The 22,425-nt window shown below is 62.5% G+C and carries 18 protein-coding genes; 6 read left to right on the forward strand and 12 right to left on the reverse strand.

Annotation, left to right across the window (positions count from 1 at the left end; all coding sequences use genetic code 11):
* Positions 1–3: 3 nt before the first annotated feature.
* The 5 genes from NKJ94_RS09675 to NKJ94_RS09695 form a co-directional block, all read right to left on the reverse strand.
* The gene (locus NKJ94_RS09675) at positions 4–1,032 is read right to left on the reverse strand and encodes an extracellular solute-binding protein (RefSeq protein ID WP_352524551.1); all 1,029 of its coding nucleotides are present in this window, start codon (positions 1,030–1,032) and stop codon (positions 4–6) included.
* Positions 1,033–1,059: 27 nt separating this feature from the next.
* Complete coding sequence (locus tag NKJ94_RS09680; protein ID WP_352524552.1) at positions 1,060–1,869, reverse strand: ABC transporter permease; 810 nt, start codon at positions 1,867–1,869, stop codon at positions 1,060–1,062.
* Complete coding sequence (locus NKJ94_RS09685) at positions 1,862–2,791, reverse strand: ABC transporter permease (RefSeq protein ID WP_352524553.1); 930 nt, start codon at positions 2,789–2,791, stop codon at positions 1,862–1,864. The genes NKJ94_RS09680 and NKJ94_RS09685 overlap by 8 nt, the downstream gene beginning before the upstream one ends.
* On the reverse strand, positions 2,791–3,885 hold the full coding sequence (locus tag NKJ94_RS09690) for an ABC transporter ATP-binding protein (RefSeq protein WP_352524555.1): 1,095 nt from the start codon (positions 3,883–3,885) through the stop codon (positions 2,791–2,793). The genes NKJ94_RS09685 and NKJ94_RS09690 overlap by 1 nt, the downstream gene beginning before the upstream one ends.
* Positions 3,886–4,023: 138 nt before the next feature.
* A complete protein-coding gene (locus NKJ94_RS09695; protein ID WP_352524556.1) occupies positions 4,024–5,691 on the reverse strand; it encodes an amidohydrolase in 1,668 nt (555 codons plus the stop codon).
* Positions 5,692–5,832: 141 nt separating this feature from the next.
* Between NKJ94_RS09695 and NKJ94_RS09700 the strand changes: the two genes are divergently transcribed.
* A complete protein-coding gene (locus tag NKJ94_RS09700) occupies positions 5,833–6,864 on the forward strand; it encodes a histone deacetylase family protein (RefSeq protein ID WP_352524558.1) in 1,032 nt (343 codons plus the stop codon).
* A gap of 28 nt (positions 6,865–6,892) precedes the next feature.
* Here the strand turns inward: NKJ94_RS09700 and NKJ94_RS09705 are convergent, their stop codons facing one another.
* On the reverse strand, positions 6,893–8,080 hold the full coding sequence (locus tag NKJ94_RS09705) for a TMEM43 family protein (RefSeq protein WP_352524559.1): 1,188 nt from the start codon (positions 8,078–8,080) through the stop codon (positions 6,893–6,895).
* A 557-nt stretch (positions 8,081–8,637) separates the two neighbouring features.
* On the opposite strand from NKJ94_RS09705, the gene flaF reads away from it, so the two are divergent.
* Together flaF and NKJ94_RS09715 are read left to right on the forward strand one after the other, a co-directional pair.
* Entirely contained in the window at positions 8,638–8,940 is a 303-nt protein-coding gene (flaF, locus tag NKJ94_RS09710; protein ID WP_352524698.1) for a flagellar biosynthesis regulator FlaF, read from the forward strand.
* Between the two features lie 171 nt (positions 8,941–9,111).
* Positions 9,112–10,755 carry an MFS transporter gene (locus NKJ94_RS09715; protein WP_352524560.1) on the forward strand — a complete coding sequence of 548 codons (1,644 nt, stop codon included), beginning with the start codon at positions 9,112–9,114 and terminating at the stop codon, positions 10,753–10,755.
* 133 nt (positions 10,756–10,888) lie between these two features.
* Here the strand turns inward: NKJ94_RS09715 and NKJ94_RS09720 are convergent, their stop codons facing one another.
* Together NKJ94_RS09720 and NKJ94_RS09725 are read right to left on the reverse strand one after the other, a co-directional pair.
* Positions 10,889–13,195 (reverse strand): hypothetical protein, encoded by a 2,307-nt coding sequence (locus NKJ94_RS09720; protein WP_352524561.1) that lies wholly within the window; start codon positions 13,193–13,195, stop codon positions 10,889–10,891.
* Between the two features lie 110 nt (positions 13,196–13,305).
* Entirely contained in the window at positions 13,306–13,920 is a 615-nt protein-coding gene (locus NKJ94_RS09725; protein WP_352524563.1) for a TetR/AcrR family transcriptional regulator, read from the reverse strand.
* Between the two features lie 130 nt (positions 13,921–14,050).
* Between NKJ94_RS09725 and NKJ94_RS09730 the strand changes: the two genes are divergently transcribed.
* Positions 14,051–14,659 (forward strand): hypothetical protein, encoded by a 609-nt coding sequence (locus NKJ94_RS09730; protein ID WP_352524564.1) that lies wholly within the window; start codon positions 14,051–14,053, stop codon positions 14,657–14,659.
* 82 nt (positions 14,660–14,741) lie between these two features.
* On the opposite strand, the gene NKJ94_RS09735 is transcribed toward NKJ94_RS09730, so the two are convergent.
* Together NKJ94_RS09735 and NKJ94_RS09740 are read right to left on the reverse strand one after the other, a co-directional pair.
* On the reverse strand, positions 14,742–15,854 hold the full coding sequence (locus NKJ94_RS09735; RefSeq protein WP_352524566.1) for a TauD/TfdA family dioxygenase: 1,113 nt from the start codon (positions 15,852–15,854) through the stop codon (positions 14,742–14,744).
* 240 nt (positions 15,855–16,094) lie between these two features.
* Positions 16,095–17,876: a chloride channel protein gene (locus tag NKJ94_RS09740; RefSeq protein ID WP_352524568.1), complete on the reverse strand. Its 1,782-nt coding sequence runs from the start codon at positions 17,874–17,876 to the stop codon at positions 16,095–16,097.
* Between the two features lie 258 nt (positions 17,877–18,134).
* Between NKJ94_RS09740 and NKJ94_RS09745 the strand changes: the two genes are divergently transcribed.
* The gene (locus NKJ94_RS09745; protein ID WP_352524570.1) at positions 18,135–18,419 is read left to right on the forward strand and encodes an SCP2 sterol-binding domain-containing protein; all 285 of its coding nucleotides are present in this window, start codon (positions 18,135–18,137) and stop codon (positions 18,417–18,419) included.
* A gap of 288 nt (positions 18,420–18,707) precedes the next feature.
* Here the strand turns inward: NKJ94_RS09745 and NKJ94_RS09750 are convergent, their stop codons facing one another.
* A complete protein-coding gene (locus NKJ94_RS09750) occupies positions 18,708–19,376 on the reverse strand; it encodes a GNAT family N-acetyltransferase (RefSeq protein ID WP_502900655.1) in 669 nt (222 codons plus the stop codon).
* Between the two features lie 150 nt (positions 19,377–19,526).
* On the reverse strand, positions 19,527–20,660 hold the full coding sequence (gene odc2 / locus NKJ94_RS09755; protein ID WP_352524572.1) for an ornithine/lysine decarboxylase: 1,134 nt from the start codon (positions 20,658–20,660) through the stop codon (positions 19,527–19,529).
* A gap of 565 nt (positions 20,661–21,225) precedes the next feature.
* Between odc2 and NKJ94_RS09760 the strand changes: the two genes are divergently transcribed.
* On the forward strand, positions 21,226–22,425 hold the full coding sequence (locus NKJ94_RS09760; protein WP_352524574.1) for an amidase: 1,200 nt from the start codon (positions 21,226–21,228) through the stop codon (positions 22,423–22,425).

Genomic DNA, 22,425 nt, shown 5'->3' on the forward strand with positions numbered 1-22,425 from the left:
AGCCTATTTGCGCAGATTGGTCCAGATCTTGTTGTAGATCTCGACCACTTCCGGTGGGCAAGGTGGCACGAATTCCGCAGTCGGCGCACCAGCCGGTGGATTGATTTCCGGCGCGCTGGCGAAATCCGGCGACAGGAACTTGTGACTGCCGGTAATGCCGTTGTCGTAGCCGGCGAATTCCGAAATCAGCGCCGCGTTTTCCGGAGCCATGACGAAGTCCTGGAACAGCTTCGCATTTTCAAGGTTCTTCGCGCCCTTCAACACGGCCACATTGTCCATCCAGCCTTCGATGCCTTCCTTGGGATAGGCGTATTTGATCGCCGGAATTTTCTGGCGCGCACGATAGGTTGCGCCGTTCCACGCCTCCGTGACGATCACATCGCCCGAGGTGATCTTGGTGATGGTGTCGTAGCTGAAGGTCTTCCATGACGGCTTGGCGGCCATGAGAATGTCGTTGACCTTCTTCAGATTGGCCTTGTCGGCGCCGCAACGCGGCACGCCGGCATAGCGCTCGGCCGCGTGCATCACGGTGTTGACATCGTCGAGCATGTTGATCTGGCCTTTCAACTCGTCCGGCGGGTCGAACAGGATTGCCAGCGTGTCGATGTCGCCCTTGTATTTGTCGGTGTTGACTTCGAACGCGGTGGTGCCGAACTGCCACGGCACGGTGTAGTGACGGCCACTATCCCAGTAGATGTCGACGAAGCGCGGATCGAGGTTCTTGCCGTTCGGCATCGCATTGGGCTCGGTCTTTTCGAGCAGGCCCTCATCGATCATGATCTTCACGGTGTAGTCGGACGGGACGACGATGTCGTAGCCGGAATTGCCGGCGCGCACCTTCGACAGCATGGTCTCGTTGGAATCGTAGTCGTCCAGCGTCACCTTGACGTTGTATTGTTTTTCGAATTTCTCGATCAGCTTGGGGTTGGTGTAATCACCCCAATTGTAGATGTGCAGCTCACCATCGGCGAGTGCAGGTACTGCCCATAAAAGTGCTGCCGTCGAAACGGCAGCCATCAGTTTCCTAGACATCACAGTCTCCTTTGCCTTCCCATTGACTCACTTGGCGCGGCGGCGCGCGATCAGGAACGATATCGAGACGAACAGGATCGACACCAGCAGCAGGATGGTGGAGATGGCATTGATCTCCGGCGTCATCGGCCGCCTGATCTGGTTCCAGATGTAGAGGGGCAGCGTCGTCTGCCCGGGGCCGGCGACCAGCTGCGTGATGGTGAAATCGTCGAAGGAGACGATGAAGGCGAGCGCCCCACCCGACAGGATGCCGGGAACCAGCAATGGCAGCGTTATGCGCCGGAAAGCATGCCAGGGCGTGGCATAGAGATCGGCCGCGGCAGCTTCGAGCGTCAGATCCATGTCCTCGAGACGCGCCCGGATCGGCATATAGGCGAAAGGAATGCAAAAGACGGTGTGGGCGAGGATCAGATTGCCGATGCCGAAATTGAGCTCGAGAGTGCCCGCGATCAGCGCAAAGAACGATAGCGTTGCCACCGCCGTAATGATTTCCGGCACCATCAGCGGCAGGTTGATGACCATGAAGGCGGCCGACAGCCCGCGCCACGGCTTCACCCGGGTCATGCCGATCGCCGCCAGCGTCGCCGCGATCGTCGAGATGATGGTGGCGCTCACCGAGATGATCAGCGTGTTCTTGGCGGCGTTGTGGAATTCCTCGTTGAGCAGCGCACTGCCATACCAACTAAAGCCGATGCCTTCCCAACGAGTGACCAGCGACCCGGTGTTCAGCGAAAAGATCATCAGGATCAGGATCGGCGCGTAGAGCACGCAAAGGCAGATGATGGCAATCGAGCGAAAGCCAGGCTGGTCCTTGATGTCGACGCGGGGATCAGCCATGCCTCATCTTCCCCGACGTGTTGCGGACATAGAAGTAGAGCGCGACCAGCACCGCTGCCATCAGGATCAGCGCCTGCGCGCAGCCGAGCGGCCAGTTGCGCCCGGAGCCGAATTGCTGGGCGATGAGATCGCCGATCATCAGGTGGATACCGCCGCCGAGGATCAGCGGCGTCACATAGGCGCCGAGGGCCGGAATGAACACAAGCAGGCAGCCGGCGATGATGCCGGGCAGCGACAGCGGGATGATCACCCGCCATAGCACCTGCCGACGCGTCGCATAGAGATCGTAGGCGGCCTCGACCAGCCGGAAATCCAGCTTCTCCAGGCTGGAATAGAGCGGCAGCACCATGAACGGCAGGAACGAGTACAACAGGCCGAGCTGGATGGCGAAGTTGGTGTAGAGCATGGTGATCGGTTTCTCGATCACCCCCAGAGCCATCAGTGCGTTGTTGATGAGGCCCTCGTCGCGGATGATGAACATGATGGCGAGCGTGCGCACCAGCAGGTTCGACCAGAACGGGATGGTGATCAGCAGCACCCACCAGTTGCGCTGCGCCGGCGGTCGCGTGGCCATGAAATAGGCTGTCGGAAAGCCGAGCAGCAGGCAGATGACCGTCGTCACCACGGCGAAGACGAACGAGCGCAGATAGATAATCAGAAAATCCGGCGTAAACTGCAGCGTGTCGTCGAAAATATCGCGCTGGAACAGGAAGTTCAGATAGGCGTCTGTCGAGAACTTCCACTGCACGCCGCCGTAAGGTGCTGCGGCAAGAAATGAATAGATGAGGATGATGAGAAGCGGCAGCACGCCGAAAATCCCGATGATTATCAAAGCTGGTAACGAAAGCAGGCGGTGGCGCCTGGCGCTGGCCTTCTCCGCCTCTGCTTCGAACAATGCAGCTTGGGAAAACGTGACTGCCATCAATCCCTCAGCACTTGCGCGGCGTCGTTGCCGATCGAGACGCCGACCTTGTCGCCCCGCTCGAAACCGCAGCCTGCGCTGCGCGTGTTCTGCTGGCGCACGGTGAAGGCTTCGCCACTGTCCAGTTGGACATGAATATGCGTGTCGGTACCGAAATAGACGATGTTTTCGATGGTTCCCGAAAGGTCGCCCTTGCCGCTGGTCAGCTTGGCGTGTTCCGGCCTGACCACCACGGTAGCATTATCCTTCGGCTGGAAGCCTTCAGCCACGGTCGCGTCGATCGTTGCGCCGGATTTGAGGGTCGCGCGAGCCTTGCCGTTGCCGATATCGGTGATGGCTGCGGTCAGGAAATTGGTTTCGCCGATGAAGTCGGCAACGAAGCGCTCCGCCGGCTTGTCGTAGATGTCCCACGGCGTGCCGACCTGCAGGATCTTACCGGCCGACATCACAGCGATGCGGTCCGACATGGTCAGCGCTTCCTCCTGGTCGTGGGTGACGAAGATGAAGGTGATGCCCGTCTGGTGCTGCAGCCGTTTCAGTTCGATCTGCATCTCCTTGCGCAGCTTGTAGTCGAGCGCCGACAACGGCTCGTCGAGCAACAGCACTTTTGGCTGCGGCGCCAGCGCGCGGGCCAGTGCCACGCGCTGCTGCTGGCCGCCGGAGATCTGGCTGGTGCGGCGGCCGCTGAGCGCCTCCATTTTGACCAGCTTCAGCATCTCGGCGACGCGTGCCTTGATTTCGGCTTTCGGCTTGCCCAGCATCTCCAGCCCGAAGCCGATATTCTCGGCCACCGTCATGTGCGGGAACAGCGCATAGGACTGGAACACGGTGTTGACCGGCCGCTTGAACGGCGGCAGCGGCGCGATGTCCTGCCCGTGAAGCAGGATTTCGCCTTCGCTGGGAAAATCGAAGCCGGCAATCAGCCGAAGCAGCGTCGTTTTTCCGCAGCCGGACGGCCCGAGCAGCGTGAAGAACTCATTCTCGCGGATCGATACCGAAACCGTGTCGAGAGCGGCGACTTGTGCGTCCCCGGTACCGAACACCTTGCGGACGCCGCGTACCTCGATTGCACTCTTACCCGGGTGATCCGGCACGCACTACCCCATTGTTATGTCCGCTCTTAAAGGCGGATGCAGTTCCCATTCGATTGTCAGCACATGCCGGTCGGCTTGGCAACCATGCGTCTGAATCTCGGTTCAGAACGCAAGCCCCGTGCCACGGCAGCTCCATCATCAAATCTGATAAGTGACCTTGCCGCCGCAGATGGTGGTGACCGGATGCACCTTGTGCAGGGAAGCCGGCTGAATTGCCTCAATATCGGCCGACAGCACCACCAGATCGGCCAGATAACCGGGTTTCAGCCGGCCCTTGCGGTGCTCCATGAATTCGGCGTAGGCGCCTTCGACCGTATAGCCGGCAAGCGCTTCCAACAGCGAGAAGCTCTGGTCGGGAACGCCGTCTGCCCAAGGTTTGCGCAGCACCGCCGCCTGAATGCCCAGGATCGGATCGACCCGCGACACCGGCCAGTCGGAAGCGAAGACGACATGCGCACCCGCCTGCTTCAGCGTCCGCCAGGCATAGCTCAGCGGCCATCTTTCGCGGCCGATGCGCGAGAGCGTCGGCTCCAGCGGGAAGTCCATGGCGCCGGGCGGGTGCGGCGGCTGCATCGAGGCGACGACGCCGAGTTCGGCGAAGCGCGGCACGTCGGCGGCGGTGGTCACCTCGATGTGCTCGACCCGGTGCCGGCTGTCGCGCCTGCCATTTTTCCGTCGCGCCGCCTCGTAACCGTCGAGGACCGCACGCACCGCGCCGTCGCCGATCGAATGTACAGCGATCTGCAAGCCGCGCCGGTCGGCCTCCACCGCCACCTCGGCGAAATGCTCGGGCGTGAACAGCGGCTCGCCGCGCCAGCCCGGCCGGTCGGCATAATCGTCGACCATGACCGCGGTCCAGCCTTCGAGCACGCCGTCATAAAACATCTTGACCATGCCGGACGACAGCCATTCCGATCGATAGGCGGAAGCCATCCTCGATGCCTTTTCCAGCCTGTCGAGCGTCATGAAATTCTTGAAGTGGAAGGGTATCTTGGTGCGGCAGAGCAGCCGCCCTTCCTGCTCCAGTCCGGCAAGCAGCTCGAGCTGGTAGAGATTACCATCCATGTTCTGGATCGAGGTAATGCCGTGGCGGGCGCACCATTGCAGCCCGCGATGCATCAGGTCACGATCGGCCGCGATTTCAGCGGCGGAAGGGTACGGCTCGGGCTCGCCGCCTGTCGCGAGGCCGAGCCGAACGCGGTTCTGCCCGGAAAGTTCGAGGATCGGCCCGAACGCCTCTCCCTCGCGCAATTCGCCCGCCGCAAGGCCGTCGGCGCCCATGACGATCTCGTTGCCGGGGCCGAGTTGCTTGCCGTGCAGGATGCCCGCCAGTTCCAGCGCCTTGGTGTTGGCCCACATCGTGTGGTGATCGGAAGCAGACATGGCGAACGGCCGGTCGGGGATGATGCGGTCGAGATGATGGCGGGTGACCGGTTCTTCCCTGGAAAGGATGGTGTAATCGACGCCGGCTCCAAGCAGCAATTTGGCGTTCGGCCGTGCCGCCGCATACGCACGGATCGCGTCGCTCAGCGCATCGAAGCCATGCACGCCCTGAAGATGCAGATTGTCGAGTTCGGCCGCGCCGCCGAAAAGATGCATGTGCGCTTCGATGAAGCCCGGCACCACCGACCCCCCTTGCGCATCCATAATCTCCGTGGCCGGCCCCTTCATCGCCTCGATGGTCCGGCGATCACCAACCGCCAGGATGTTGCCGTCCTTTATCGCCACCGCCTCGGCCATCGGATTGCCTTCATCCATGGTCAGCACGCGGGCATTGGTGACGATCAGGTCGGCATTTGAACTCATGATTACCTGCGGTTTCGTTGCGGCCGCGACAGGCTAGACGACCGGCTGCCGGGCCAGCAAGCCATGGCTGGTTGGCCCAGCGCCTTGTGAAGGGCAGTGCAGGACGGTTAGGGTCGCCGCGTCTCACCACGGAAAGATTTCATGAAGACTGTTTTTTCGCCTCTCCATGCCGGTCATGCCGGCAATGTCGAACTGATCGCCGGCGCCATCGTGCCGGCCTTCGAAAAGCCCTCGCGCGCCGAGTTCATCAGGGCGCGGGTGGAGAGCGAAAAGCTCGGTCCGATCCTGCCGCCGGAAAGCCACGACCTCGCCGCCGCCAAGAAGGTGCATGCCAGCGACTACATCGATTTCCTGCCGACCGTGTGGCCGCTCTGGGAAGCGTCCGGCCGCACGGGTTCGGCCATTCCCTTCACCTGGCCGACGCGCGGCCTGCGCGGCGACGTGCGCCCCAGAGGCATCGATGCGCTGCTCGGCTTCTACTCCTTTGACGGCGGCGCGACGTTCGTCAAAGGCACATGGGACGCGATCAAGTCGTCCTATGACGTCGCGCTGACCGCCGCCGCTCTGGTCAAGGCCGGTGAACCTTCTGCCTTCGCGCTCTGCCGCCCGCCGGGACACCATGCCGGTGCAGCCTTCATGGGCGGCTATTGCTTCATCAACAACGCCGCCGTCGCCGCGCAATGGTTCCGTGATCACGGCGCCAGACGCGTTTCGATCCTCGATGTCGACTATCACCACGGCAACGGCACCCAGGAGATATTCTATCGCCGCGGCGACGTTCAGGTGCTGAACCTGCACGGCGATCCGATGACCGAATATCCGTTCTTCCTCGGTCATGCCGATGAACGCGGCGAGGGCGACGGCGAAGGCTTCAACGACAACTATCCGATGCCCTTCGGCACCGGCTGGGACGTGTGGAACGCCTCACTCGAGGACGCTTGCACGAGGCTTTCGGCTTACGCCCCGGACGTCGTCGTGGTTTCACTCGGCGTCGACACCTTCGAGAAGGACCCGATCAGCCAGTTCAAGCTGAAGACCGCCGACTACCCCAGGATCGGCCGCCGCATCGCCAGGCTCGGCCTGCCGACGCTGTTCGTCATGGAAGGCGGCTACGCCGTCGAGGAAATCGGTGTCAACGCCGTCGGCGTGCTGACCGGGTTCGAAGGCCGCTAGAAGCGCTGCTGGACCCGGCGCCTGCAGATCATGTGGCCGCGCTCGGCGCGGCAACCGGCGCCGCCGGCTTGCGCGAGCGGCCAAGATAATAGACCGCCGCCGCTGCAATGACGCCGGCGGCCAGAATGCCTGCCGCCAGCACCGGTCGGTACCAGAACCAGGCGATCGCCATCGTCGTCGTGCCGACCAGGATCGCCAGGAAAAAGGCAATGATGCCGGTCCCCATCCGCGCCACGCTGCCGAGCAAAGGAATGACGTCGAGGATGACGCCGATCGGACTAAGCAGCAGGGCAAAGCCGATGGCCAACAGCAACAGGCCGGCAGCGCGCAGCAGCCAGGTGATCAGCGTGTTCGTGCTGACCGCGTCGGCGAACATCTTTTCCGCAGGAACATTGCCGGTGTCGACCATCAGCAACTGATCGCCGGCCTTTGTCTGGTAAGGTTCGAACCCGCCCGCTGTTTGGCGCGCGACAATGCTGACCACGCCGAGCGGCGCCAGCTCATAGCCAATGCGATAGTCGCCCAGTGCCGGCGACGTGGTGTTGAAGCCGAGATAGATCTTTCCGTCGACAATGTTGACCCGCTTGGTGCCGGTATAGGCAGCGTCTATGACGGCCGACTGGTCCGGCGACAGTGAAAATTCCCTGTCGCCGCCGATCAGGTCCAGCACCGGCCGGTCGAGCGTGAATGCACCGAGCTTGCCGTCCGGAATCTGGAACCTCTTGCTGTGGATCTCCATCGGCGGATTCTCGTGGCCGTCCGGCTTCTTGAACTCCGACGAGTTGATCTGACTGTCGTCCCACACCTTCGAATAGCTGTAGGTCGTCACCGTCTCCTCGCCGCCGCCCAGCTTCTTCGTCGTCTCGGATTTCTGTTCCTCTTTCCATTGGTACATCTCGGCGCTGCGCGACAGCCGCAATCCTTGCGCCGAAATGCCAAAGTCCGGATCGGCAAGGCCGCCGCTCGCCGTCACCGCCCCGGCGACATGGACGAGCTTACCGTCATTGCCGGCATCGATGCTGTCGGCGCCAACCGAGATCACCGCGCCCGATCCCTCGGCGAGCGAACGTGCCGTCTGCACGGCGCGGCCCTCGTTCCAGAACAGGCCGATCACCATCAGCATGATCAAGAGCAGGCCGAAAACGACGCTGCCGACCGCGCGCTTGATCCGCCCGAACCACGAGACGGACGTTACTTCCTGAAATGAATCGCTCATTGTTCCCCCCCAATTCCCCAAAGCCGGTTTCACGAAATCTGCGCTCTGCCGCGCAGTGGTGAGGAACCGGCCTTACCCCAAACCGAGACAGACGCCCCATCCGTCCCGATAGCAGGAGCCTATCGCAATCGACGAGCTGCCGATACGGCACACTTGCAGTTGGATCCGGCCGCCGCAAAGCACACGGACGCTTCAAAAAGCCACCCTCGCAGTCGCCACCAACCCATTGAATTGGTTTCCGTCAAATCGCGTTTGATGTCGGATTCGTCTGCGGTTGGATTGTAGCCGAATCAGCCGTTGATCGGGGGCGCGGCGACCACCAAACCTCAAGTCCGGAACCATTCCGGAGCCGGATACGCAACGTCGCGCTCCCTGAAAACCGGTGCGATTTTGTGCGCGGCCCCGGGTGTTGGTGCGCCTTCGTAAAAGTGATGCGTATTCGGCAGCTGGCGATGCCAGCATCTGGATCAAATCTCGCAATTCGATCTGTTGAGTTCCCTGACCTGACCACTCCGACGGAACGGTAGAGCGCCAACGATGTATTCCCCCAAGCCGAGATTGAGACCGGCGCCGAGCACCGGCAGCGTCTCACCCGTTCGATCGACATGCTGTCGGCGGCGGTGGCCGACCGCAACTCGCCGGAGGCGATCGAGGCACTTCATTTCACCAGCCGCGTCTGGACCGCCTTCGTCGAATATCTCGGCTCCGGCGACAACGCCCTGCCCAGGGAACTGTGCGCCAATCTCATCTCGATTGGTTTGTGGCTGCTGCGCGAAACCGAAGACATCCGCCAGGGCCGCACCGATAATTTCGAAGGGCTGATCGAAGTGTCGGAGATCGTCAGGGACGGCATGCCGTGAGCAGCCGCTCGCCCGCAGCGGCACGCGCTGACCGGCCCGCTATCTCGTTGTTGGACCATGATGTTTTTCGAGAATGCGTTCGCCCTTTGCGATGTGATGTTCTATTGAATCCTTGGCTTGCGGGGCCGATTCATCGGAAGAACAAAGCGTTTTGAGCCCGGGAAAGCATTTATGAGCGACGACACACCGGAAAGCGAAAGCGCCTCGGCGCTGGCGCCGTTCCGGCACGGCATCTTCCGTGCGGTGTGGTCCGCCAGCCTCGTCTCCAATTTCGGTGGCCTGATCCAGGGCGTCGGTGCCGCCTGGATGATGACGACGATCGCCACCTCGTCCTACCAGGTGGCATTGGTCCAGGCCTCGACCACCTTGCCGATCATGCTGTTTGCGCTGCTGGCCGGCGCCATCGCCGACAGCTTCAACCGGCGCAAGGTCATGCTGATCGCCCAGATCTTCATGCTGGTTGTTTCGGCTCTTCTCACCGTCTTCACCTATCTCGACCTGATGACGCCGTGGACGCTGCTCGCCTTCACCTTCCTGATCGACAGCGGCACCGCGCTCAACAGCCCGTCCTGGCAGGCTTCGGTCGGCGACATGGTGCCTCGCGCCAAGGTGCCGGCGGCGATCGCGCTCAACTCGATGGGCTTCAACCTGACGCGCAGCGTCGGCCCGGCGATCGGCGGTATCATCGTGGCCGCCGCAGGTGCTGCCGCCGCCTTTGCCGCCAACACGCTGAGCTATGTCGGCCTCATCGTCGTGCTGGCCCGCTGGAGGCCGGAACTGCCGGCATCGACTTTGCCGCGCGAGACGCTGGGCGCCGCCATGGGCGCCGGCCTGCGCTACGTCGCCATGTCGCCCAATATCGGCAAGGTGCTGGTCAGGAGCTCGGCCTTCGGCTTCAGCGCCGGCGCGGTCCTGGCACTGCTGCCCTTGGTCGCGCGCGACGTCGTCAAGGGCGATGCCTTGACCTACGGCATCATGCTCGGCGCTTTCGGCATCGGCGCCGTCGGCGGCGCGCTGACCAGCGTCAGGCTACGGCAGCTCCTGTCCAGCGAGACGATGGTGCGCATGGCATTCGCCGGCTTCGCGCTTTGCGCCTTCAATGCCGCCGTCAGCGAGAATGCCTGGCAGACGTCGCTCGGCCTGTTGGTCGGCGGTGCCTGCTGGGTGACAGCGCTTTCGCACTTCAACGTCACCGTCCAGATGTCGACACCGCGCTGGGTGGTCGGCCGCGTGCTTTCGGTCTACCAGACCGCAACCTTCGGCGGCATCGCGCTCGGCAGCTGGGTGTGGGGCGTCGTTGCCGACGTGCACGGCGCCGAAGTCGCTCTGATGGCCGCCAGCGTCACGATGTTGGCTGGAGGCGCCATCGGCCTGCTGCTGCCGCTGCCGCAACAGGCGGTGCTCAACCTCGATCCGCTCAACCGCTTCCAAGAGCCGCATCTGGCGCTCGACCTGAAGCCGCGCAGCGGGCCCATCGCCATCATGATCGAATATGTCATCCGCAACGAGGACGTGCCGGAATTCCTCGCCACCATGGCCGAGCGCGGCCGCATCCGCCGCCGTGACGGCGCCCGCAACTGGACGTTGGCGCGCGACCTCGAAAACCCCTCAATCTGGATCGAGCACTACCACACGCCGACATGGGTCGAATACATCCGCCACAACAGGCGCGCCACCTACGCCGACGCCGTCATTGGCGAGCGCATAAGGGCGCTGCACAGCGGCAACGAGCCGCCACGCGTCCGTCGCATGATCGAGCGGCCGACGACTGCTGGCACGGCGCTGGTCATGCCGAAGGGACCGATCGAGCATTAGCGCAAATCCAGGAAAAGTGTGAAACGGTTTTCCGTCCGGAATTGCGGAAAACAAAGAGATAGAGCGGTTCGCCGTTTCCGTGAAACGATGAACCGCTCCAGTCACCCTAACGCCCCTTCCGCCGGTGGTTCGACTACATGAGCTCTATGACGAAATAATCGCCCTGCTGTATCCACTTCACCAGGAAGTTAATTGTCAGGTCGGTACCGCTCCAATGCATCTCGACAGTTGATGGAGACGGCTTTATGAGGCCTCCCTCGATAAAGTCACTCGACCTCGTACCAGATGCGCCTGAGATGAAATTGAAATCCTGGAACTGGAATGTGACCTCGCAGCTGAGAGTGAACGGCGTGAACCCGCCGCCGGCCGGCTTGGGCAACGCGAACTGAACCAACGCCGGCTCCGCGTTCGGCTTTTCGGTCTTTGAAAAGCTGCCGGACGGCCCCTGCAGGTGCCACGTGATTTCAGTGATTTCTTTCTTGCTGGCGTTGAACCAGAGACCCGTTGCTATCGTCAGCATCGCTGGCTTGACCACCGGCGGCGCAGTAAGGGGAATACTGATGGTCTCGGTGTTGTAACCAACGGCTGCAACTTGCAAGCTGACCGATACTTGGCCGGTCGGCGGAGACAGGGTGAACGCTGTGTTGGTGGCCCCGACCACCACGCCCCCTTGCGATATGGTCCCTCCAACCGATTGGTACTTGTTATCGGCGTCGACAGCTTTGATGGTTATCGTCGCCGGCTGGCCCGCTGTCAGGGATGGGGGAGCCGCGGAGAGCAACATTTCCCCGGGGAAGACATTGACGGGAACTCTGGTGAGCGGAGACATCTTCGTGCACAATGTCTGCATCACCGTAATTTGGTCTTCTACCTTGAGCTCGCCCACGTAAATCCCGAAGTAGAGCGTCGTCCAACCAAGTGGCGTATCGCTGGCGCGCCACTTCCCGTTCACGAATACATGCACGCGCGCGCCGGGAATTATGCCTGATACGTAAATGAGCCGCTGGAAGACCCGGACGGGCTGTTGAATATCCGGGGTCTTGAGTGGGGTCAGGTCGGATACTTTGATCGGGCTCCCGACCCGAAGCGCGGGGGGCTGACAAGTAAGCTCCAGCTCGGCGTGAATGTGCTCGCCGGCGCGCAAAGGCCGAAATGTCTCGACCCAGACGAGACCACCATAACTGAAGACGGGCTTGCTGATTACAGGAGAATCTGGCGCGTCCGAGTACAAACGCACGACCGCATTGTCGACGCTGTTGACGAAAGCGCCGCTTGCACATTCAAATGCAGGCTCCATGACGGTCGGCGGAAATACGCTGCCCTGGTAAGTCCCCACCACCAGCAACTTATCCGATGTGGCTGTCTTGCCGCACAGCTCCTGGATGACGACGAGCGATGGAAACGGCGGCGAGGCCGGGATCAGGGCCGACATGTCGGGAATCCAGTATTGGCCGGAACTCACATCCTCGCCCACTCCGATTCTCCCGAGCACGGTAGCCGCACCCGAAGTCGGATCGACAAGTTGGATCGTCAATGTCGCGCCGGGCTCGAGATTGGAGATAGGCAAGGCACGGGCTGCCGGGCAGTTGTACTGTGAGGTCCCGATCCCGATTACGGGCTTTCGAACCGGCAAGGTTTCGTCGACGATCACCGGAGGGGCAGATGACGGACTTGATGCATTGCAGCGCTCGAAGTGCTGCGTGGCGCTGAAGACATCCGGATTATGCGCGGCACGGCCAAGCAGCGCCAGGAGGTTGGCGCCGACGAAAGGATATTCCAGCACGTCGCCATTGAAGTGGACCTTCGTGGTGGCGCCTTGAGCCAACCCCCTAACGGGTACTGCTTGCGCACACCCAGGAACTGAGCCGACTGCTGGTGCCGGCATAGTATTTTCCCGATACGGCGTCGGTTCGGCGGGCAAGCTCGGGGTCGGACTGCTCTTCACCTGTCCGGCAGGCGTCTGAACGGACTGCATCGCGTTAAGCACATCGTTGGCCTGGATCGGCCCGCGTATGCGCACTGGTACGACATTTCCGCGTGCAGTATCGCTGCCAATCAATGCGCCGCCGTTGAAAATCTCGACCGTGGCGCCAGGATAGGCTGCGCCTATCAGCACCCAGTCGACGCACTCGTGCACCTGGCTCAAGTACACCAATGGGCTTAGCGTCGAGGGATACCCGAGCACGACGATCGGGACCGGGCTTGGGTCACTGGTTTCGGCGCCGAGCGTCCAGCGTGCGGTCAATGCATCCCCCACGTTGAGGGAGCCTGCGGCGACCGGCACAAAGGTAGTGGTTGTGGCGCCGGCATTTACTGCAGGGACAGGTATGCCATTTACCAGGAGGGAAATGCTCGACCCGGGGAGCGGCCCATCGATACGGACCGAGGTACTCAAGACCGATACGGGGCCAATCACAATTGGTGCAAGAAGCGTGCTCATGTTCGTTTCCCTCTCTGTACGGCGCAGACATGTCGCCTGGTTCGAAACAGGACGTAGAGGAAGCGCACTTACGGATGACTTACGGATGGGTCGGCGCGGTGCTGGACTGCTTATTTCGCCAGCAAGGCGAGAAAATCGTCGAGACTTTGCTTCATCAGCAATTCGGCCTTCTCGATGCCGCCCCATTGGGCGAACTGGCCATCGACCCACATTCGGGCAAGCCCATAGACAAGCGCGCGTGCCTGTAAGGGAATGCCTTCGATATTCGTTTTCCGCAATTGCCCGGCCGCACGAGCGTCTTCCAGTATCTGGACCATCAGACCGCGGATTTCTTCGTTCAGTCGAACAAGCGTTTCGGAAGCGTCGAAATCGATCGCCCGGCGCATCGAGATGATCTCGAAATGCGTCGGGTTGTTGATGGTCCAGTTGAGATAGGCTGAGCCCAGCGCCCGAAAGCGCGAGAGCGGATCAAGCTGATCTGCCCTATCCAGTTCGACGGAGATCTCGGCGCGAAACCGGCGCATCGCCTCTTCGGCCACGGCGGTCATCAGGGCGGTCTTGGTCGGAAAGTGCCGGAACGGCGCTCCCGACGACACCCCGGCCCGTTTGCCCGCCTCCCGCACCGTCACCTGGTCGACGCCGTCCTCCCTGGCGATGGCCAAGGCGGCATCGATCAGTGCCTGCCGCAAGCTGCCGTGGTGATAGGTCTTGCGTTGTTTGTCCATGTCCTCTGCCAGAACGCATCCATCCCAACCATCACGATCTCGCGATCGATGCAAGCACGACTTACTTTGCGATTGCAATAGCCTCAATTCAAATGTAAGCAGTGATTACATTTGCACTCAGGGAGGTATCATGAGCGCCGTCGCATCATCCATTGCAGACAAGGCAACGAGCCGTTGGTGGCTCTTCTGGTTTTTGGCAGCGATCACTCTCGCACTGTCCGGGCTTGTCGCATTTCGCGGCGATTTCACGATCGAAGCCGTCCGCCAAGTCATACGGCTCACTGCCCAGATATCGCTCGTCCTGTTCTGCACGGCGTTTTCGGCATCGGCGCTCGCTCGCGACTTGCCGAGTGCATCCACGCGTTTCCTGCGCCGCCATCGACGTCAGATCGGCCTGGCCTTCGCATTCTCGCACGGCGTGCATGCGATCGCCTTGTTCACCTTTGCGCAGATCAGCCCGGCACAGTTCAAAGAGGCTACGGACCCCGCCATGTTCGTCTTCGGCGGTCTGGCCTACCTGTTCATCATCGGCATGGCCGCAACGTCTTTCGACCGGACGGCGGCATGGATCGGGCCGCGCGCATGGCGCATCCTCCATACCGTCGGCGGTTACGATATATGGCTGACCTTTTTGATTGCCGAAGGCAAACGCGCGGTCCATGACGTCTATTATTGGCCCTATGTGCTCCTTCTTCTCGCCGTGATGGCCATTCGCTGGTGGGGCGCAATAAAGCGATAGGCAGGCAACCCGCCCGTTGCCAGCCAACCGCCTGCCGAAGGCGACCTTCGGCAGGTCGATGCTCCTTCGCGGTGTCGTGCCACTATCGGGAGAGGACGCGAATACGACTCTGAAACTCACCACGATCGACATAGCATCCCCGCAAATGTCTTGGCCCCGTATTTGGGTTGAACGACTGGCGGCCGTGCAAGACCCGCCGATTGTCGAAGACCGCCATTTCGCCGGCTTTAAGGCGGTAGGCTATTTGGAAACGCGAGCCGCGGATCATCATCATCAGCTTGCGATAGGCCGCATAAAAGGGTGCGCATATGTCGGAGGGAAGATCGATGACATCCACAAGATGGGCGTTGAACCGTAACTCTGTCACTTCTCCACCGCGTTGAGTTACGATCACAGGAAACCGACCGCGCAGATCGTAGTTTTCATCGTGAAAACGACAAGGGATCTCGACCTCGCACAAGAGGCGGTAGGCTTCCGGATCTTCCGCCCGTAGCGCGGCGACGACCGCAAACCCGTCGGCAAAGATCGATCCACCGCCTTCAGCGTCGTTCGCGATACAATGCAGGAATTGATAGCCGGGCGGCACCTCCTGGTTCGCGAGATCCGTGTGTAACGGCAGGGCGACCGGCGTATAGGCCAAATTGTTCGGGTTCGGCATCGACACGACTTCGAACATCGTGCCGAAATTTGTCTGGCGCAGGAACGCTATCCGCTCGGCCGCACGCCGCCCCGCGTCGGGATCGTCGCCAAGCCCGTCGACGATGGAGAGCCCGTATGCAGCCGTGGCCTGCAGCCAGGCGAGCAGATCGGCATCGCTTTGCAAGAGGTCTCCGGCGGCGTGACGCGGTATGGTTTCAAGATCGATTGAGGCGTCCCAGACTTTCGGAGCGATGTCAGCCGGATCGTCCCGCTTTCTCCCCGGGCGGTAGGATTCAAAGAACTGGCTCGGGAATTCCTCCTCAGCCTGGTCATTCGGCCAGACAATGCCCACGGCGCCGCCTGTGTCTCGCACGCTGAGCGGCCTCAGCGAGGGGTCTACGCTGGTCAGGTCGAATATTCGCTCTTCGGTCTGTGGGTGAAACGCCGATGGCGCATTGTCCTTTAGCCAGAGCCAAGGGTAGCAGACTGTTTCGCCCGACAGGAAAGTCACGGCAAGCGCGGTCTCCCGGGCTTCCACGGAAAGCATGGTATTCATGGTGGTGTCTCTCTGAACACAGAATTTGATTTTCAGCTTGGATCAGACCCGCAGGCCATCAACCCAGCGGTGGTGGCCACCACAAGCTCGGCTTCCCATAGCGATGGGATCCGGGATTTCTGTTCGGTTCTTCGAGCACTCGATCACCAGGTGAAATCTGGTTCAGATCTATACGGCGATGGTAGCGGTCGTTTGCCGGCAATGTCTAGCTAAATGCAACGGGATCGCCCCTTCTCGACCCTACCCTTCGCCCGACAGATCGCGCCGCGCCTTGTCGAGTTCCTCGGCATAGCGCCGCATCAGGTGGCCTTCGGTCAACAGCCCGACCACCTTGCGGTCGGTGAAATCCTCGACCACCGCCAATTCCTCGGCGCCGGCGCGCTGGAAGGTCTCTGCGGCCGACTGCACGTTCATGCTCGGCACCAGCACCGCGTCCTTGAATTTGGCGAAGGACAGCACCGGCATCTCGTCATCCGACAAATGGCTGTGCAATTCGGCGACGATCAGCACGCCGACATAGTGCAGTTCGGCATCGACCGCGATGACGCGCTGCGAGGAGCCGAGCGGCACCGCCTTGCGGAATGTTGCAAGCGTCGTCGAGGCGTTGATGGTGCGGACATCCTTTCGCATCATTGAACCGACCGTCAGGCTGCGCATCCAGCCGACATCATGCGCGCTGCGGATCGTTTCGCCGCGCAGATGGAAGCGCCATGTCGAGAAGGAATAGCCAAAAGTTTCGCGCACCAGGATCGCCGCCATGAGCGAGGCGGCCAGCACCACGCCGGTCAGCGTAAGGTCGCGGGTCGATTCCAGCGCCAGGAACGTCATCGTCAACGGACCGCCGACGACGCCGACGGCGAGCGAGGTCATGCCGACCACGGCGGCGACGGCGGGGTCGATGCCGGTCGCCGGCGAGACGAACGCCATCGCGCCGGCAAACATCTTGCCTAGCAGGGCGCCGAGGAACAGCGAGGCAAAGAACAGGCCGCCGCGGAAGCCGGAGCCGAGCGAAATCGCCGACGCCGCCAGCTTCAGCACGAAGACGCTGGCCACCACGCCCAGACCGTAGTTCATTGCGAATTCGCGATGCAGCGCGCCATGGCCGCTGGATAGGACCTGCGGCGTGATCAGTCCCAGCAGCCCGACCATCACGCCGCCGATGGCGGGGCGCAGCGAGGCGTCGATCGACAGCCGGGCAAAGAGGCGCTCGATCAGGCTCACCAGATGCATGATGGCGATGGAAGCACCGCCGCCCAGAAGCCCGAGCAGCATGAACGGCAAATACTGGCTGACGGTGAGCTGCGGCAGACCGGCGAGCTCCAGCGGAAACGGCACGCCGCCGAACACCTCTGCGGTCAGCGAGGCCGAGATCGCGGCGGCCATCACAGGTGCGACATTGGCGACCGAGTAGATGCCGATGACCAGCTCGAAACCATAGAAGGCGCCGGTCAGCGGCGCATCGAAGGCGGCGGCGATCGCGCCGGCCGCGCCGCAGCCGACGAGGATGCGGACATCGTTGCGGCGCAGCTTGAAGAAGCGTGCAAGCCGCGACGCCAGGCCCGAACCGACCTGCGTGTAGCCGGCCTCGAGCCCGACCGAAGCGCCGAAGCCGCTCGAGATCAGCGTCTGCCCGGCGATGATGAAGGTGTCGGTCAGCGACATGCGGCCGCCGTACAGTGCATTGGCTTCGATCGGATCGACCGGCGTGCGGAACTTCCGCTTTCTCAGCCAGATCACCGTCAGCCCGAGCAGGATGCCGCCGATCGCCGGGATCAGCGCCTGCTCCGGCCTTTGCAGCGAAAACATCGCCGAAAGCCGCCCGCCAGGCTGAACGCCGAACAGCAGCCCATGCAGGACTTGCACCAACCCGCTCATGCCGGTGACCAGTGCGCCCGCCGTCACCCCGACCAAAGCCGCCAGGACGACGACGGCGATGCCGCGCGCCTCGAGCAGCGGGATCGATCGGATCAGCACCGCACGCAGCCGGCGGGCATAGACTTGCGGTTCGTTTCTGGAAAGCACCGGATGGCTCGCCGATATTCGTGGGGAGTGGTGCCTGATACGCCCGGCGACAGCGCATGGCAACATGCCGGCGGCCAAGGGTCATCCCGGCGTGATGCTGCGTCGATAAGACCATTTCGGCGAGGGGGAACTGCGTTGACGTAAACGTCAACCCGAAGCTATATGCGCCGGCGGCCGTGGCTGTAAAACTAGGCAAGCGACTTCGGCCAGGTCGAATCGCCAACGCGCGACAAACCCAACGAGACGAGGAGAACCGCCATGAGCGTTCAGGAGATTGCCGACAAGATCAGGTCGCGCGTGGCGAGTGCCGGGTTCGATCGTTCCGTGAAGTTCGACACCGGCAGTGATGGCGTCATCGTCATCGACGGCGCCGATGTCTCGACCACCGATGCGCCGGCCGATTGCACCATAAAGCTCTCGCTCGACGATCTGGACTCGCTGATATCAGGCGACCTCAACCCGACCATGGCCTTCATGTCCGGCAAGATAAAGGTCGAAGGCGACATGAGCGTCGCCATGGCACTCAGCCAGTTGATCGGCTGAGCGGCCAAACAAAGCGCCAATGGTCGACCTCGGCGCTGCCCCTCATCGCCCTGCCGGGCACTTCTCCCCGTATAGTGACGGGGAGAAGGGGCTGACCGCAACGTTGGCGCTGTTCTGCAACGCTGGCGATTGGCGAAATCGTCGATGAGAGCCCCTCTACCCGTCACTATACGGGGAGAGGATGCCGGCAGGCAGGTGAGGGGCAGCGCCGGCGTCCGGAACGGGCAATGGAGGCGAATTGAAAACCGCCTTCCCACTCCGGCTCGGTCCCCTGAGCATCACGCCCCCTCAAGCAGCGAGCGGCAGCCTCTGCACCTTCAGCTTGCGCCCTGCAGCCTTCAGCGTGCCCTGCGCGCCGTCGAGCGCGCCGACAACCAGTTCCAGCGCCAGCAGGCGGTGCCGTTCGTAGGGTCCCGGCATGGCAAGCGAGCCGGTCTTTTCGGCCGAAAACCCGAAGCGCTCGTAATAGGGCGCATCGCCGACCAGCAGGATCGCCGCATGGCCAAGGCGCGCGGCTTCCGTGATCGCATGGCGCATCAGCGCCGAGCCGATGCCGGCATTCTTGAGCGCCGGGTCGACCGCAAGCGGGCCGAGCAGCAGCGCTGCCGGACCGCCCTCGCCCAGCACCACGTCCCATAGCCGCACCGTGCCGGCGACAGTGCCCGACGCATCGCGCGCGACAAAGGCAAGGCCTTCCGAGGGCCGTCGACCGCGCCGCAGCTTCTCCGACGACTTTTTCCGGCGCTTCGGCCCCATGGCGCGATCGAGCAAAGCCTCGCGCGCACCGATGTCGCCAGCGGTTTCGGCGGTGATGGCAAAAGCGCCGGCATTCTCCCCCCTTGAGGGGGAGATGGCCGCGAAGCGGCCAGAGGGGGTCGCCGCGCGTGAAGCGCCGGCCCCATGCGGCCCAAAGGAAGCTGAGGCAGCCGGACCGACCCCCTCTGGCCTGCCGGCCATCTCCCCCTCAAGGGGGGAGATTCCCGCTGCGCCTTCAACAATGAAATCTACAATGTCCATTTCCGCGATCCTTCACGAGCGGAGATTCCACAGGCGAACCGAAGCGGGCGATCTGCTCGCCCGCGCCGGATGATCTGAAAGCCGAAGCCCTCAGATCACGTAGGATCGGAGAGGCTCGAAGCCGTTGAAGGCGACCGAAGCGTAGGTCGTCGTGTAGGCGCCGGTGCCCTCGATCAGCACCTCGTCGCCGATGGTCAGCGACAAGGGCAGCGGGTACGGCGTCTTTTCGTACATCACGTCGGCCGAATCGCAGGTCGGGCCGGCGAGCACGCAGGGCGCGGTCTCGGTGCCGTCATGCGCGGTGACGATCGGATAGCGGATCGCTTCGTCCATGGTCTCGGCGAGACCGCCGAACTTGCCGATGTCGAGGAATACCCAGCGCACATTGTCGTTGTCGGCCTTCTTCGAGATCAGCACGACTTCCGACTTGATCACGCCGGCATTGCCGACCATGCCGCGGCCCGGCTCGATGATCGTCTCGGGGATCGCGTTGCCGAAATGCTTCCTGAGCGCCGAGAAGATCGCCTGGCCATAGGCCTGCGCCACCGGCACATCCCTGAGATAGCGGGTCGGGAAGCCGCCGCCCATATTGACCATCTTCAACACGATGCCTTCGTCGGCCAGGGTCGCGAACACCTTCTTGGCGTCGCTGAGCGCGCGGTCCCAGGCGGTCAGGTCTGTCTGCTGCGAGCCGACATGGAACGACACGCCATAGGCGTCGAGGCCGAGCGTCCTGGCATGGCGCAGCACGTCGACCGCCATCGCCGGCACGCAGCCGAACTTGCGCGACAGCGGCCATTCGGCGCCCTCGCCGTCGGTCAAGACGCGGCAGAACACGCGGGCGCCGGGAGCGACGCGGGCGATCTTCTCGACCTCCTCGACGCAGTCCACCGCAAACAGCCGGATGCCGAGCTGGTAGGCGCGCTGGATGTCGCGCTCCTTCTTGATGGTATTGCCGAAGGAGATGCGGTCCGCCGGCGCACCGGCGTCCATCGCCATCTCGACTTCGGCAACGGAAGCGGTGTCGAAGGACGAGCCCATCGCAGCAAGAAGGCGCAGGATTTCCGGCGCCGGGTTTGCTTTCACCGCATAGTAGATCTTGGAATCGGGAAGCGCCTTCTCGAAGGCGCGGAAATTGTCGCGCACGACATCGAGGTCGACGACGAGGCACGGGCCGTTCGGACGTCGGGTAGCGAGGAAGTCAAGGATGCGCTGGGTAGCCATCGGGGTCTCTCCATCAGCGCCTTTCGGCGCGCACAAAGGCTTGCGGACGCAGGCTCTCGGCCTCGCGAACGCGCGGTGGACAAAGGCGGGACGTCAATCCATGGAACCAGCCGGTGGAGACCCCGGAACCATGAAACGCCGTCTCGCGGCGGTGAACCTTGGCCTTGCCCGGCCTCGGTTCGCTTTGTCTGCCTTGGCTTGGATGGGAGACCCGTCCGCACTGCCGGCAATGAAGGTGTGCCTCTTCAGTAACCCCGGTCTTTGGACGACCGGCAGAACACCAGAAAGGCCCGCACCGTCGTTGCTTCAAGGTGTCCTCGGTCTGGCGGTTGGCCGCTAAACCGACTGGAGGGGTTGGCTCCAGTTACCTTACCGATATCCCTCACCATTTGAGGATCGGCGGACACCCACAGGCACGTGCGACTTTGGGCAAACGCGATATAAGATCGAAAGATTTCACAATCAATAAAAATCGTATGGCAGGTTGTAAAATTTGTGGCATCGAACAATGCTGCGGCAACCAGAAAAAACAATGCTGCGGCAAGCACATCCGGATATCGAACGAATGACAGGCACTCGCGGCCCGCTGAACGCTTTTCTCGACCTTGATCAGATCCCCGACCTTGAGCAGGTAAATGGCCCGCTTGCCGGTTTGCGGCTGGCCGTCAAGGATATCTTCGACGTCGCCGGCTACCGCACCGGCTGCGGCAATCCGCAGAAATACCGGGAGGCTTCGCCGGCCACGTCGACGGCGCCGGCCGTCCAGGCGCTGCTTGATTCCAGCGCCCGTTTCGTCGGCAAGACGCAGACCGACGAACTGGCTTTTTCGCTGTTGGGGCTGAACGCGCATTTCCCGTCACCGATAAATCCGGCGGCTCCCGACCGCGTCACCGGCGGCTCGTCCTCAGGTTCTGCCGCGGCGGTGGCCGGCGGGCTGGCCGACATTGCCACCGGCTCCGACACCGGCGGCTCGATCCGTGCGCCGGCAAGCTTCTGCGGCCTGATCGGCCTCAGGACCACGCATGGCCGCATCTCGCTCGACGGCGCCATGCCGCTGGCGCCTTCGCTGGACACGTTCGGTTGGTTCGCCAAGGACATCGTCACCTACGAAAAGGTCGGCACGGTGCTGCTCGGCGACGATCCGCACCGCCACGAACTGAGACGCCCCCTCGCCCTCGGTGCGCTGGACGGGCTCGTGCTCGGCCCGCAGGAGGCTGATGAATATCGCTCGATGATCCACAGTGTCGCTACGGTGCTGGGCGCGCCGCGCACCGTTGGGCCGCTGTCGCATTCCACCGACGATCTCTATTGGTGCTTCCGCAAGCTGCAAGGCTATGAAGCCTGGCAAAGCCACGGCGTCTGGATCGCCGGCGGCGACCGCATGCTCGGCCCCGGCGTCAAGGAGCGCTTCGAGCATGGCGCGACCATCGACGCGGCGACCGCGCAGCGTGAAACGGAACGTCGCGTTTCGTTTCGACTCGAACTTGCCGATCTGCTTGGCGAGGACGGCGTTCTTGTGCTTCCGACCGCTCCGGGTGCCGCGCCGCTCAAGGCCGCATCATTCGCCGATTTGCAGACCTATCGCGAGCGCGCGCTGAGACTGCTGTGTCTTTCCGGCCTGTCGGGATTTCCGCAGATCACGCTGCCGCTCGGCAAGACCGGCGGGGCGCCGTTCGGTCTTTCGCTGCTCGGCCCGAAGAACAGCGACCGGCAGTTGATTACGCTCGCCGCTCGCATCCTTTCAGCTCACCAAGGAGGCGCATGA

Origin of the sequence: Mesorhizobium sp. M0060, assembly GCF_040323155.1 — a bacterium.
Taxonomy (GTDB): Bacteria; Pseudomonadota; Alphaproteobacteria; order Rhizobiales; family Rhizobiaceae; genus Mesorhizobium.